The sequence below is a fragment of the Stenotrophomonas sp. 10L48 genome, from assembly GCF_056395105.1.
In genome coordinates, this window is record NZ_JBFTIX010000014.1 from 19,736 (window position 1) to 33,129 (window position 13,394).

The window sequence follows — 13,394 nt, forward strand, 5'->3', positions numbered from 1 at the left end:
CTTCCCACGGCCAGGCCGCGTGGGCGTATTGGGCCGCAGCAAGGTTGCAGGGCGATTACCGGGCGGCTGCAGTTCTCCGGTAGCGCCGGGCCATGCCCGGCGGAACATGCCCGGCGGAACACGGGAAGCGCCGCGCTGCGCGGTTGCCGGGCAGCGGCCGGCACTACCGTTTCCGCGTTGCTTCTCCGGTAGCGCCGGGCCATGCCCGGCGGAACACGGGAAGCGCCGCGCTGCGCGCTCGCTGGGCATGGCCCGGCGCTACCCGATCCGGTTTCCGCTGGGCGGAAACAGAAACGCGCCCGTGGGGCGCGTTTCTGCAGATCGCAGCGGAACGAAGGCTTATGCCTTCTTTTCCGCTTCGATCTGCTTGCGGATCTGCGCATCGACCGCGGCGATCGCGGTCATGTTCAGGATCCGGCGCGAGGTCGCGCTGGTGGTCAGGATGTGCACCGGCTTGTTGACGCCCATCAGGATCGGACCGATCGCCACGCCATCGGTGAACACGCGCACCAGGTTGTAGGCGATGTTGGCCGCTTCCAGGTTCGGCAGCACGAACAGGTTGGCACGGCCCTGCAGGGTCGAGCCCGGCAGCAGCTTCTGGCGCAGGGCTTCATCCCATGCGGTGTCGCCCTGCATTTCGCCGTCCACGTTCAGACGCGGGTTGCGCTTGAGCAGCAGCTCGCGCACCTGGCGCATCTTCAGCGCATCCTTCGAATCGTGGCTGCCGAAGTTGGAGTGCGACAGCAGCGCCACCTTCGGTTCGACGCCGAACAACTTCATGCGGTAAGCGGCCTGCAGGGTCGCTTCGCACAGCTGCTCTGCGGTCGGGTCTTCCTGCACGTGCGTATCGACGAAGAAGAACACGCCCTGCTGGTTGATCACGCCGGTCATCGCCGAGGTCGAGGTGACCTTCGATTCCAGCGGCAGCACGCTGCGCACGTAACCCAGCTTCTTGTGGAAGCGGCCGACGATGCCGGTCAGCATCGCATCGGCTTCGCCACGGGCCACCATCACCGCAGCGATCAGGGTCGGCCGCGAACGCATCAGGTTCTTGGCGGCGGCCACGGTGACGCCACGACGGCCGGTCAGGCCGTGGTAGTACTGCCAGTATTCGTTGAAGCGCGGGTCGTCATTGATGTTGGTGACTTCAATGTTCTCGCCGATCTTCAGGCGCAGGCCGAGGCGTTCGATGCGCGATTCGATCACTTCCGGGCGACCGATCAGGATCGGATGTGCCAGGCCATCGTCGACCACGTTCTGCACCGCCTGCAGCACCACTTCTTCTTCGCCCTCGGCATACACCACGCGCTGCTTGTCGCTGCGCGCGCGGTCGTAGACCGGCTTCATCATCAGGCTGGTGCGGTAGACGAACTGCGACAGCTTCTGCCGGTAGGCTTCCATGTCGGCGATCGGACGGGCGGCCACGCCCGAATCCATCGCGGCCTGGGCCACGGCGGCCGACAGCTCCACCAGCAGGCGACGGTCGAACGGACGCGGGATCAGGTATTCGCGGCCGAAGCTGGGGGTCTCACCGCCATAGGCAGAGCCCATGTCGGTGGCGGCGCGGCGGGCCAGCGCGGCGATCGCGCGCACGCAGGCGATCTTCATTTCCTCGTTGATCGCGGTCGCACCGACGTCCAGCGCACCGCGGAACAGGTACGGGAAGCACAGCACGTTGTTGACCTGGTTCGGGTAGTCCGAACGGCCGGTACCGATGATCGCGTCCGGACGCGCGGCGCGCACCAGTTCCGGCATGATTTCCGGGGTCGGGTTGGCCAGGGCGAAGATCACCGGGTCCGGCGCCATCGTCTTGACCATCTCGGCGGTCAGGATGCCCGGCGCCGACAGGCCCAGGAAGATGTCCGCGCCATCGACGATCTCGGCCAGCGTGCGCTTGTCGGTGTCGCGCGCATAGCGCAGCTTTTCCGGGTCCAGGTCGGTACGGCCGGTGTGGATCACGCCTTCGCGGTCGAAGGCCAGGATGTTCTCCGGCTTCAGGCCCAGCTGCACCAGCATGTTCACGCAGGAAATGCCGGCCGCGCCCATGCCCGTGGTCGCCAGCTTCACTTCTTCGATCTTCTTGCCGGTGATCGCCATGGCGTTGAGCACCGCAGCACCGACGATGATCGCCGTGCCGTGCTGGTCGTCATGGAACACCGGGATCTTCATGCGCTCGCGCAGCTTGCGCTCGACGATGAAGCACTCCGGTGCCTTGATGTCTTCCAGGTTGATGCCGCCGAAGGTCGGCTCCAGCGAGGCGATGATGTCGACCAGCTTGTCCGGGTCGTTCTCGTCCACTTCGATGTCGAACACATCGATGCCGGCGAACTTCTGGAACAGCACGCCCTTGCCTTCCATCACCGGCTTGCCGGCCAGCGCGCCGATGTTGCCCAGGCCCAGCACCGCGGTGCCGTTGGAGATCACCGCCACCAGGTTGCCGCGGGCGGTCAGCTCGCTGGCCTGCTGCGGATCGGCCTTGATCGCTTCACAGGCGTACGCCACGCCCGGCGAATACGCCAGCGACAGGTCGCGCTGGGTCAGCATGGGCTTGGTAGCGGAAACCTTGATCTTGCCGGGCGGAGACATCCGGTGGTAATCGAGGGCGGCCTGTTTGAAATCTTCGTTGGACATCGATGTGGGTTACATGAATGGGCAGAAGGGACAGGGGATCATACCCCCGTTGGAGCGGTCGGACCTGTCGCTATGCTGTCGCAGTGATGCTGCGACCGCACAATTCCATGGCGTATGCGACGTTACCAGAGCACAGCTTCGGCGCTGGCGATGACAGCCGTGGGACGCCTTGAAACGCTGCGGGGCCGTGCCACTGTCGTGACCGGCCCCGCAGTACCACACACCCGGATCAGCCCTTGGCGGGCAGCGCCTCGGTCATCGCCAGCGGCACGGCATCGACCGGCGGCGGCAGTTCGCTTTCGCGACCATCCAGCGCCAGCTTCAGGCGGTCGCGGTCCAGCGCACCTTCCCAGCGCGAGACCACCACCGTGGCCACCGCGTTGCCGATGAAGTTGGTCAGCGAGCGGCACTCGCTCATGAAGCGGTCCACGCCCAGGATCAGCGCCATGCCGGCCACCGGCACTTCCGGCACCACCGCCAGGGTGGCGGCCAGGGTGATGAAGCCGGCACCGGTGACGCCGGCAGCGCCCTTGGAGCTGAGCATCGCCACCAGCAGCAGCGCGATCTGGTGGCCCAGGGTCAGCTCGGTGTTGGTGGCCTGGGCGATGAACAGCGCGGCCAGGGTCATGTAGATGTTGGTGCCGTCCAGGTTGAACGAGTAACCGGTGGGGACCACCAGGCCGACCACCGACTTGCTGCAGCCGGCACGTTCCATCTTCTCCATCAGCGACGGCAGCGCCGACTCCGACGACGAGGTGCCCAGCACCAGCAGCAGCTCGGCCTTCAGGTAACGGGCCAGCTTGAACACCGAGAAGCCACACAGGCGGCAGACCACGCCCAGGATCACGGCAACGAACAGGAACGCGGTGAGGTAGAACGAGCCGACCAGCCAGGCCAGGTTGACCAGCGAGCCGACGCCGTACTTGCCGATGGTGAAGGCGATGGCACCGAAGGCACCGATCGGCGCGGCCTTCATCAGGATGTGCACCAGCTTGAACACCGGCGCGACCAGCGCTTCCAGGAAGTTCTGGATCGGCTTGCCCTTCTCGCCCACCGAGGCCAGCGCGATGCCGAACAGCACCGCCACGAACAGCACCTGCAGGATGTTGCCGTCAACGAAGGCGCTGATCAGCGTCTTCGGGATGATGTCCATCAGGAAGCCGACCAGGGTCAGGTCGTGCGACTTCTCGACATAGCTGTGCACCGCGGTCTGGTCCAGCTCGGCCGGGTTGATGTTCATGCCGGCGCCGGGCTGCACCACGTGCGCCACGATCATGCCGACGATCAGCGCCAGCGTGGAGAAGAACAGGAAATACGCCATCGCCTTGGCGAACACCCGGCCCACCGTGCGCAGGTGGGTCATGCCGGCGATGCCGGTGACGATGGTCAGGAAGATCACCGGGGCGATGATCATCTTCACCAGGTTGATGAAGGCATCGCCGAGCGGCTTCATCTTCTCGCCGATCAGCGGCTCGTAGTGGCCGAGGACAGCACCCAGGACGATCGCCACGATCACCTGGAAATACAGTTGGCGGTAGAGCGGCAACGGCTTGCTGGGCACCGGCGCAGCGGTCGGGATGTGCATGGCGGACTCCGGAAGGGGCGTTTTCAGGCACGTACGGCCCCGGAAATGCACGGGAACCGTTACCGTGGAAACTGACCGCACGCCCCGTGACTGCAGGCGCAGGGGTGCGACCAATGGACGCCTTTGTACGCGCCGGGCACGCCAGCGCAGATAACCTATTGGTACTAGCCCCCCGGTTCAGGTGGCTGCGCTGCCTACACTGGCGCCGCACCCCTGATCGCGGGGACGCCGGTGGCCCGACCTGAACGGCCGGGCGCGTCATTGCGAAAGTTCCGGCCATCGCGGCCGTTGTTGTCCTGTCCACACGCAATCCGAGAGAGCCGCACCACCCATGCGCCCGATTCCCACCTTGCTGGCCCTTTCCCTGGCCGCCCTCCCCGCCTTCGCATCCGCTGCGGATTTCGACAACTGGCCGACCAAGTACGCCTTCGGCGACGGCACCGAGCTGGCCGCTACCGCCAACATCGCCTACGACTACAACGACTTCTCGTCCGCCAGCGGCATCGAGGATGACGATGCGGTGCGTCGCAAGGAGTTCGGCGCGACCCTGAAAAAGAAGGGTGTGTACGACGCGATGGTCTACTACGACTTCCAGGCCGATACCTGGCTGGACGTGTTCGTGCGCTTCGAGAGCAAGGCGTTCTTCGGCCGCGATGTCGGCCGCTTCCGCTTCGGCTACATGAAGACCCCGGTCGGCCTGGATGCCAACACCTCCTCGCGCGCCGGCAGCTTCCTGGAAACCGCGCTGCCCGTGCAGGCGTTCTACGCAGGCCGCCGCACCGGCGTGGAATGGGTGCTGGAGCGTCCGCAGTACCTGCTGCAGGCCGGCGCCTATGGCGGCAAGGACCTGCAGGGCGACAACCCCGGCACCACCCAGGCGGTGCGTGCGGTGTGGACGCCGGTGAAGGCACCGGGCGATGTGATCCACCTCGGCCTGGCCTATTCGCAGGAAAATCCGCGCGGTTACCACGATGGCCGCGACGTGCACCACGAAGCCAGCGCGCGCCTGCGGGCCCGTCCGGAAGCCGGCCTGACCGACATCCGCCTGGTCGATTCGGGGGCGCTGGTCACCGCCGACCAGATCCGCCGCACCGGCCTGGAAGGCATCTGGATCCGCGGTCCGTTCTCGCTGCAGGCCGAAGCGCTGCAGGCCACCGTCACCCGCAATGATGGCAAGCCCGACTACACCGGCCACGGTCAGTACGCGATGGCCAGCTGGGTGCTGACCGGCGAATCACGCCCGTACAACGCCGGCGCCGTTGCCAACATCAAGCCGGCGCACGACTACGGTGCGGTGGAACTGGTGGCCCGCTACAGCCGCCTGGACCTGGACGACGGCAGCATCCTCGGTGGCCGCCAGCACGACCTGACCCTGGGCGCGAACTGGTACCTGACCAGCCACTTCAAGTTCCAGGCCAACTACGTGAAGGTCGACGCCAGCCGTCGCGGTGTGCGCAGCACCCCGGAGATCTTCGAACTTCGCGCGCAGATGCACTTCTGATCCCTTCCACGCGTCAGATCCCGGCGGGCGTGCATGCCACGCCCGCCGGCCCTGCGTAGACTGCCGCCATGTACTGGCTCAGCCGACACCGCCTGCAGTTGCTGACTATTCTGGTGATGGTGGCCGGCACCGTGCTGTGCGCGGCCGCCGCAGGCCACTACGCCTGGCGTCGCGCGCTGGGCACCGAAAGCGCGCAGGTGCAGCGGCAGCTGCAGCTGTATGGCCAGGGCCTGCAACAGCGCATCGACCGGTTCGGCACCCTGCCGCAGGTGATGGCGCTGGACCCGGACCTGCTGCATGCACTGCAGGTGCCGCCCCAGCCCGCCGAGCGGCAGCGCCTGAACCTCAAACTGCAGCGCGCCAACCAGGTTACCCGCACCTCGACACTGACCCTGGTCGGCCGCGATGGCGTGGCCGTGGCCGCCAGCAACTGGGACCAGCCGACCAGCAACGTCGGCGAGGATTACAGCTACCGTCCGTACTACCAGCAGGCGCTGGCCCATGGTCGTGGTCGCTTCTACGGCATCGGCATGACCACCGGCGTGCCCGGCTACTTCATGTCCGAGGCCATCCTCGATGCCGACAGCCAGCGCATCGGCGTGATCGTGATCAAGATCGAGCTGTCGGCACTGGAACAGGAATGGTTGAACAGCCCGGACGTGGTGCTGACCAGCGACAACCACGACGTGGTGTTCCTGGCCAACCGCGATGCCTGGCGCTACCGCCTTCTGCGTCCGCTCGGCACGGAGGAACGCCGCGAGATGCGCGCGGCGCGGCAGTATGCCGACCGCTCGCTGCAGCCGCTGCGCGTGCGCACCGAAGATGTGCTGGCCGATGGCGGCCGCATGGTGCGCCTGCTCGACCCGGCACTGCCGCAGGCGATGCTGTGGCAGACCCTGGCGCTGCCCGACGAAGACTGGAGCCTGCACCTGCTGCACGACGCCAGCGCGGCCACCAGCGCCGGCCGCGGCGCGGCAGTGGCCGGCGCCGCCGCTTGGCTGGCGCTGGGTTTCCTGGTGCTGTTCGTGCAGCAACGGCGTCGCCTGTCCAAGCACCGCCAGCGCAGCCGGCGTGAACTGGAAACCCTGCTCAAGCAGCATGCACAGGAACTGCGGACCGCCCAGGACGGCCTGCTGGAAGCCGCGACCGATGCAGACGTTGGCTTGAGCCGCAGCCTCGAACATCTGCCGCAGGGCGTGGTGGTGATCGACAAGGAACAGCGTCTGGTCGCGTGGAATTCGCGCTATCTGGAATTGTTCCGCTTCCCGGCGGGACTGGTGCGGGTGGGCCGCCCGATCGAGGAACTGTTCCGCTTCAACGCACGTCGCGGCCTGTTGGGGCCCGGCCCGATCGACGAGGCCATCGAACGCCGCCTGACCCACCTGCGCAGTGGCCGCCCACACATGCGCGAGAGCGAGAAGGACGACGGCACGGTGCTGGAGATCCGCGGCAACCCGCTGCCCGACGGTGGCTTCGTCACCAGCTATGCCGACATCACCAGTTACAAGAACGCTGCACGCGAGCTGCGTTCGCTGGCCGATGCGCTGGAACACCGCGTGGCCGAACGCACCCAGGATCTGGACGAAGCCCGCCGCGAAGCCGAGCAGGCCAACCGTTACAAGACCCGCTTCGTCGCCTCGGCCGTGCACGACCTGCTGCAGCCGCTGAATGCCGCGCGCATGTTCGTGTCGGTGCTGCGCGGCAAGCTCACCGACCCCGAACAGCAACAGACCAGCGACCATATCGACGCCGCACTGGCCGCGCAGGACGCGATCCTCAACAGCCTGCTGGATATTTCACGGCTGGAGTCGGGGTCGTTGCAGGTACGGGTGCGCGCATTCGCGCTGTCTCCCTTGCTGGAAACCCTGGCGCGCGAGTTCGGCATCGCCGCACAGAGCCGCGGCCTGCAGCTGGACTGGGTGGACACTCGTGCGGTGATCGTCAGCGACGAAGCACTGCTGCGGCGCATCCTGCAGAACTTCCTGTCCAATGCGCTGCGCTATACGCCACGTGGCCGCGTGCTGATCGGCTGCCGGCGTGCAGGCGACCAGCTGCGCATCGAGGTGCATGACCAGGGACCAGGTATTCCGGAAAGCCTGCAGGGCGAGATCTTCGAAGAATTCCGTCGCCTCAACGACGGCGTGGAGCAGGAACGGGGCGCCGGCCTGGGCCTGGCCATCGTTGAACGCATCGGTCGACTGCTCGGACACCGCATCAGCCTGCGTTCCGCGCTGGGCAAGGGCAGCGTATTCGCGGTGAGCGTGGCACTCGGGCGCGCCGACGAGGTGATTGCGCCGCCGGCGGCGCCGGTCGTCGCGACCGAGCCGTCCGATGACAGCCCGCTGCGGCAATGTCGGGTCTGGAGCATCGATGATGACCCGCATGTCTGTGCGGCGACCCGTGCCCTGCTGGAACGCTGGGGCTGCCATGTGGAACTTGCCGATGGCCCCCAGGGGGCACTGGAAATCGCCAGTGCGCTGAACGTGCCGCAGCTGTTGCTGCTGGACGTACGCATGGGGCAATGGCACGGACCGGACCTGTATGAAGCGCTGTGCACGCTGTGGAAGGCGCGGCCACCGGTGATCCTGGTGACCGCTGAGCGCGATGATGCGCTGAAAGTGCATGCTGCCGAGAACGGTTGGGGCTTCCTGCTCAAGCCCGTGCGGCCGCCGGCGCTGCGGGCGTTGATGACGCAGCTGCTGTTGCGGCATCGCGGGTAAGTCAGTCGCACCTGAGCGAGGACCATCGGCCCGCGTCAGAGCGTTCACGCTCTGACGTGAGCGGGTGCTCCGCCACTTGATGGCCAGACATCCTTCGCTTGCCATCCGCTCTTTGAGAGGAGGAAGGGAAGCGACGTACTCGTGACGAAGCATGGGCATAGTCCGAACAACAAACGAGCAATCGCCCTACTTACCAACGTTGCTGAAGATCAGACAATTGCGTGCCCGGGCCAACCGGCCAGCCAGACCAGAGGCAACAACCGTGCTCCCTCGTCCCGTGCCCCCTGCATCTACAAGACACTTCGGCCTGATCGCGGCAATGCTTCTCGGCCTGTACTGCAGCGGATGCGTCGATGGCAAATCACAAACAGCAGACCGCAATCAACAGAGATCCACAGAAGAAGGCGGCATCAATTACTTTCATCCGGACCTACCCGAACCAGCGGGCCGGTCCGGCCGAACGTCTTCGAATGAAGCTGTTTCAGCTTCGGCCAGCAATCGTAGAGAACGCACATTCGAGTACCTTCAAGTCGAATCCGGATTCATGGCAAACGGGGGCATCTCGAACCAGACAGCTGAAACCCTTTTGCGATCCAGCCGCAGCAGCTCTGATGCAATCGACCGTATGACCATCGACGCAGCGTCCAGCCCTGATGCCCAGGACCTGACCAGGCACTATCGATCATCTCTCGAGCGCGCAATGGGTCAGGACGGGGTTCTTGATCGCCTCGCGTGCGGCCTGAGCATATGCATTGGTATCGCTCGCGCCCAAAGCAGTGCCGATCACGAAGCATGGGGCCACAGACTGGCGTCAGACCGATCATCTCCCACATACAGCTACGCCGAAGTATCTGAGAAGCTCGGCGCGGGATACGAGAACAGATTCATGTTCTCTACCGATCCCGAACTGAATTCGATCAGCGGGAACTGATCAGGAAAGCGGAACAGCATCCACAACGACGCAGTACATGCGCCAACGTCCCGTCTCTGTCAGCCATCCAATCCAACGCGCGCATCGCCTTCCGGCTCCAGCGCCTTCACCAGCACTGCCGCCTGCGTGCGGCTGTGGCATTCGAGCTTCTTCAGGATGGCGGTCACGTGCACCTTCACCGTGTTTTCGGCCAAGCCCAGTTCATAGGCGATCTGCTTGTTGAGCAGCCCGTCGGCCAGGCACAGCAGCACCCGGAACTGCTGCGGCGTCAGCTGCGCCAGGCGGCTGGCCAGCAACGCGTCGGCCTCGGAACGCTCAGCGGCCATCGCCGGGAACCACAGGCCACCATCGAGCACCGCTGCCACCGCTTCACCGATGGTTTCGGCAGGCGCGGACTTGGGAATGAAGCCGGCCGCGCCGAACTGCTGCGCGCGGCGGATCACCCGCGGGTGGTCGTTGGAGGACAGGATCACCACCGGAATGTCCGGGTGCGAACCGCGCACGTGCAGCAGCGCGGAGAATCCATGTGCGCCCGGCATGGTCAGGTCCAGCAGCACCAGATCCACATCGGGCTGTGCGTCCAGCGAGGTGGCCAGTGCTTCGGCGCTGGCCACCTCGCGTACCTGCGCCAGCGGCAGACTCTGCCGCAACGACTGCACCACCGCCGAACGCAGCAGCGGATGGTCATCGGCGATCAGGATGGTGTATTCGCTCATGCGGCCATTGTACGGGCAGCGAACTGCCTCCGCCGGGCATGGCCCGGCGCTACCGGAGCACCAGTACGGGCGCTACCGCCCCGCCGGCTCCACGCTGCTGCGCCATGCATCCAGGAACTGGCGGCGCTTGAGCGCATCCAGGTAGACCAGCAGGCCGGGGCCGAGCTGGATCGGGCGACGGCTGCGGCCAGGGGCATCCCCGCCGCCTGCATCGCTGCGCACGATCGGCATCAGCCGCGCTTCCCGCGCGAGCACCTGCTGGCCACGTGGYGACAGCAGGTAGTCGAGGAAGCGCCGCGCTTCCTGCGGGTGCGCGCCGGTACGCGGAATCACCGCCGTACGCAGTACCACCAGCGTGTAGTCTTCCGGCTCGACGATGGCCAGCGGTGCGCCCGCATCGATACGCGCCTGCGCATACGAGCCCAGCACGTTGTAGACCAGCGACAACTGGCCGCTGGCCACGTGGTCCAGCAGCACGCCGGTGCGCTCCTCGCGCACCACCGCGTTGTCCCCCAGCGCACCAAGCAGGGCCCCGGCGATGCTGCCGCGCTGGGCGTCCTGGGTCGCCAGCAGGTAGCCCACGCTGCTGCGTTCGATATCGTAGGTACCGACCTTGCCGCGCAACGGCGCCCCTTCCGCGCGCAGCAGGTCCAGGAGCTGTCGACGCGTGTGCGGCGCCTTCGCGGCCGGCAGCCCGCGGGTGTTGTAGACCATCACCACCGGTTCGTAGCTGATGCCGAATGCCTCGCCACGCCATTGCGCCCACGCTGGCAGCGCCTGGGTCTGCAGCGAGCGGTGTGGCAACGCGTGGCCGTCGTTGACCAGCTTGGTCTGCAGGTCCATGCCGCTGGAAATCAGCAGGTCCGGCGACGCAGGCCCGCTGCGGTCGCGCAGGTAACGCGCGTACAGGTCCTGGGTGATGATGTCTTCGTACACCACCTCGCTGCCCGGATGCAGCCGCTGGTAATCGGCGATGACCTCGGCGAAGACCTCGATATCGGTAGTGCCGTGGATGCGCAGCTGCGCGGTGGCGGCGCCTTGGGCGGGGAAGCGGCGTACATCGCCCGGCGCGGCGAGTGCTGGCATCGCCAGCAACAGGGCAACAACAACGACGAACAGGCGGATCATGTGCTGCTCCGGGGCAGGCGGATGGTGGCGACCAGGCCACCCTGCGGTCGATTGCTGAGATCGATCTGCCCGCCATGGCTGTCGACCACCCGCTTGACGATGGCCAGGCCAAGGCCTGCACCGCCGGAGGGTGCGCCCTCGCCGCGCGCGAAACGCTCGAACACGCGTTCGGCATCGGCGGCGGCGATGCCGGTGCCGTGGTCGGCGATGGTGAGCACGGCCTGTCCGCCTTCAGCGGTCAGCGCGATCTGCAAGGGGCCATCACCGCCGTACTTCAGCGCGTTGTCGACCAGATTCTTGATGGCTTCGCGCAGCAGCAGCGCGTCGCCATGCACCTGCACCGGCTCGGCCGTCATCGCCAGCTGCACGCGCGGGGCGGGCCCTGCCTGCGGCAGCGCTTCATGCAGGGCCTGGTGCACGGTCTCGGCCAGGTCCACGGTGGCGAAGCGCTGCAGATGTGACCGATGGATCACGCTGGCATCGCTGAGCAGCTGGTTGAGCAGCCGGCTCATGTGGGTGGCGTTGCGCTCGATCGCCTGCAGGCTGCGCCGCATGTCTTCCGGATCGTCGTCGTCCAGCGCCAGCTGTGCCTGCGCACGCAGCGCGGCCAACGGCGTGCGCATCTGGTGCGCGGCCTCGGCCATGAACGCGCGCAGGGTTTCATTGCTGCTGGACAGGCGCTCCATGAAGCGGTTCAGCGCGGCCACCATCTGGTCCATCTCGCGTGGCACGCGCGCATCGAGCGGTTTCAGGTCGGACGGCTCACGGCGTGACAGTTCGCGCTCGACCCGCACCAGCGGCCGGAACGCGCGGTGCACGCCGAACGCCACCAGTGCCAGCAGCAATCCCGACAGCACGCCGATGGCCAACAGCGCGCGGGTGACCAGTTCCTGCGCCACCGCTTCGCGTGCACGCCGGGTCTGCCCCACCTGCACCTGCACCTCGCCCTGCGCGGAGGCCGCGGCAAAGCTGCGGCCGACCACCACGAAACGCACGATCTCGCCGCTGTAGGGCGCATCGAACAACTGCGGTTGCGTGCCCGGCCGCCGCGGCGACGCAGGCAGGTCACCGTAGCCGGTGATCAGGTTGCCGCGGCTGTCGGCGATCCGGTAGAACACGCGGTCTTCCGGCGCCATCGCCAGAAGGTCCAGCGCGGCATACGGAAGGTCCACCTGCCACTGGCCATCGACCAATGCCACCGAATCGGCGATCGACAGGGCCGACGACACCAGCAGATGGTCGTAGGAGCGGTTGGCGGCGCGCTGGCCGTAGTCGCGTGCAGCGAACAGCAACGCCACCGCGAACACCGCCAGCAACGCGCCCAGGTACAGCAGCAGGGTGCGCCGCAGCGACCCGGGGGCGGCACTTGCGCTGCGCGCGTCAGCCATCGGCATCGGCCGGGCCGTCGCTGGCTTCAAGCAGATAGCCGACACCACGCACCGTGGTGATGCGCAGCGGCGCGCCCGCCAGCTTTCTGCGCAGGCGACCGATGTACAGCTCGATGGCATTCGGCCCGGCTTCGTCATCGAAGCCGAACAGGCCATTGCCGATCTCATCCTTGCCCACCACCTGGCCCAAGCGCCCGACCAGGATCTCCAGCAACCGATACTCGCGGTTGGGCAGCTCGATCGGCTCGCCATCCAGGGTCACCCGGTGCGCAGCGTTGTCGAACTGGAAGCCGCCGATCTGCACCACTTCGCTGGCTTGCCCGCGTGCACGTCGCAGCAGCACGCGGCAGCGCGCTTCGAATTCACGGAAGTCGAATGGCTTGCCGAGGTAGTCATCAGCACCGACATCGAGTGCCTGCACGCGATCTTCGATGCCATCGCGTGCGGTCAGCATCAGCACCGGTGTGCTGTCACCACGCTCGCGCATGCCGGCCAGCACCCGCAGCCCATCCAGTTTTGGCAGGCCGATATCCAGCACCACCAGATCGAAACTCTGGTAACGCAGCACGCTGGCGGCGGCCAGGCCGTCGGCCTGCCAGTCCACCGCGTGACCACTGCGGCGCATGCGACGGATGATCGCATCGGCCAGGTCCGGGTTGTCTTCGACCAGCAGCAGGCGCATGGGCACAACAGTGGGAGGGGAAACGAATGCTACCGCATGGCGCCGCTGCGCTCGCCGGGCATGGCCGGGCGCTACCGATGCTGACCTGTTCCTCCGGTCATGGATCGGCGCC

Annotated in this window: 9 protein-coding genes; 3 read left to right on the forward strand and 6 right to left on the reverse strand. The window is 66.6% G+C overall.

Annotation, left to right across the window (positions count from 1 at the left end; translation table 11 throughout):
* Nucleotides 1-339 precede the first annotated feature (339 nt).
* Entirely contained in the window at nucleotides 340-2,631 is a 2,292-nt protein-coding gene (locus AC1DCU_RS18720; RefSeq protein WP_025874126.1) for an NADP-dependent malic enzyme, read from the reverse strand.
* A 229-nt stretch (nucleotides 2,632-2,860) separates the two neighbouring features.
* Entirely contained in the window at nucleotides 2,861-4,216 is a 1,356-nt protein-coding gene (locus AC1DCU_RS18725) for a dicarboxylate/amino acid:cation symporter (RefSeq protein ID WP_025874125.1), read from the reverse strand.
* A 331-nt stretch (nucleotides 4,217-4,547) separates the two neighbouring features.
* Between AC1DCU_RS18725 and AC1DCU_RS18730 the strand changes: the two genes are divergently transcribed.
* The 3 genes from AC1DCU_RS18730 (at nucleotide 4,548) to AC1DCU_RS18740 (ending at nucleotide 9,368) form a co-directional block, all read left to right on the forward strand.
* Nucleotides 4,548-5,717 (forward strand): OprO/OprP family phosphate-selective porin, encoded by a 1,170-nt coding sequence (locus AC1DCU_RS18730; protein WP_059065060.1) that lies wholly within the window; start codon nucleotides 4,548-4,550, stop codon nucleotides 5,715-5,717.
* A gap of 68 nt (nucleotides 5,718-5,785) precedes the next feature.
* Nucleotides 5,786-8,437 carry a hybrid sensor histidine kinase/response regulator gene (locus AC1DCU_RS18735; protein ID WP_032975434.1) on the forward strand — a complete coding sequence of 884 codons (2,652 nt, stop codon included), beginning with the start codon at nucleotides 5,786-5,788 and terminating at the stop codon, nucleotides 8,435-8,437.
* 319 nt (nucleotides 8,438-8,756) lie between these two features.
* Complete coding sequence (locus tag AC1DCU_RS18740) at nucleotides 8,757-9,368, forward strand: hypothetical protein (protein ID WP_152543283.1); 612 nt, start codon at nucleotides 8,757-8,759, stop codon at nucleotides 9,366-9,368.
* Between the two features lie 59 nt (nucleotides 9,369-9,427).
* Here AC1DCU_RS18740 and AC1DCU_RS18745 read toward each other — a convergent pair whose 3' ends face one another.
* The 4 genes from AC1DCU_RS18745 to AC1DCU_RS18760 all read right to left on the reverse strand — a co-directional run bounded on the left by AC1DCU_RS18745 (nucleotide 9,428) and on the right by AC1DCU_RS18760 (nucleotide 13,282).
* A complete protein-coding gene (locus tag AC1DCU_RS18745) occupies nucleotides 9,428-10,084 on the reverse strand; it encodes a response regulator (protein ID WP_033831979.1) in 657 nt (218 codons plus the stop codon).
* Nucleotides 10,085-10,156: 72 nt separating this feature from the next.
* A complete protein-coding gene (locus AC1DCU_RS18750) occupies nucleotides 10,157-11,212 on the reverse strand; it encodes an ABC transporter substrate-binding protein (protein ID WP_478013649.1) in 1,056 nt (351 codons plus the stop codon).
* A complete protein-coding gene (locus tag AC1DCU_RS18755) occupies nucleotides 11,209-12,600 on the reverse strand; it encodes a sensor histidine kinase (protein WP_032975453.1) in 1,392 nt (463 codons plus the stop codon). Before AC1DCU_RS18755 ends, AC1DCU_RS18750 begins: the two co-directional genes overlap by 4 nt.
* A complete protein-coding gene (locus AC1DCU_RS18760; protein WP_025874118.1) occupies nucleotides 12,593-13,282 on the reverse strand; it encodes a response regulator transcription factor in 690 nt (229 codons plus the stop codon). The genes AC1DCU_RS18755 and AC1DCU_RS18760 overlap by 8 nt, the downstream gene beginning before the upstream one ends.
* Nucleotides 13,283-13,394: the final 112 nt, after the last annotated feature.

Bases quoted from the DNA above. Each gene is read 5' to 3' on its own strand.
- AC1DCU_RS18720 (WP_025874126.1), bottom strand. From the start codon at position 2,631: ATGTCCAACGAAGATTTCAAACAGGCCGCCCTCGATTACCACCGGATG.
- AC1DCU_RS18725 (WP_025874125.1), bottom strand. From the start codon at position 4,216: ATGCACATCCCGACCGCTGCGCCGGTGCCCAGCAAGCCGTTGCCGCTC.
- AC1DCU_RS18730 (WP_059065060.1), top strand. From the start codon at position 4,548: ATGCGCCCGATTCCCACCTTGCTGGCCCTTTCCCTGGCCGCCCTCCCC.
- AC1DCU_RS18735 (WP_032975434.1), top strand. From the start codon at position 5,786: ATGTACTGGCTCAGCCGACACCGCCTGCAGTTGCTGACTATTCTGGTG.
- AC1DCU_RS18740 (WP_152543283.1), top strand. From the start codon at position 8,757: ATGCTTCTCGGCCTGTACTGCAGCGGATGCGTCGATGGCAAATCACAA.
- AC1DCU_RS18745 (WP_033831979.1), bottom strand. From the start codon at position 10,084: ATGAGCGAATACACCATCCTGATCGCCGATGACCATCCGCTGCTGCGT.
- AC1DCU_RS18755 (WP_032975453.1), bottom strand. From the start codon at position 12,600: ATGGCTGACGCGCGCAGCGCAAGTGCCGCCCCCGGGTCGCTGCGGCGC.
- AC1DCU_RS18760 (WP_025874118.1), bottom strand. From the start codon at position 13,282: ATGCGCCTGCTGCTGGTCGAAGACAACCCGGACCTGGCCGATGCGATC.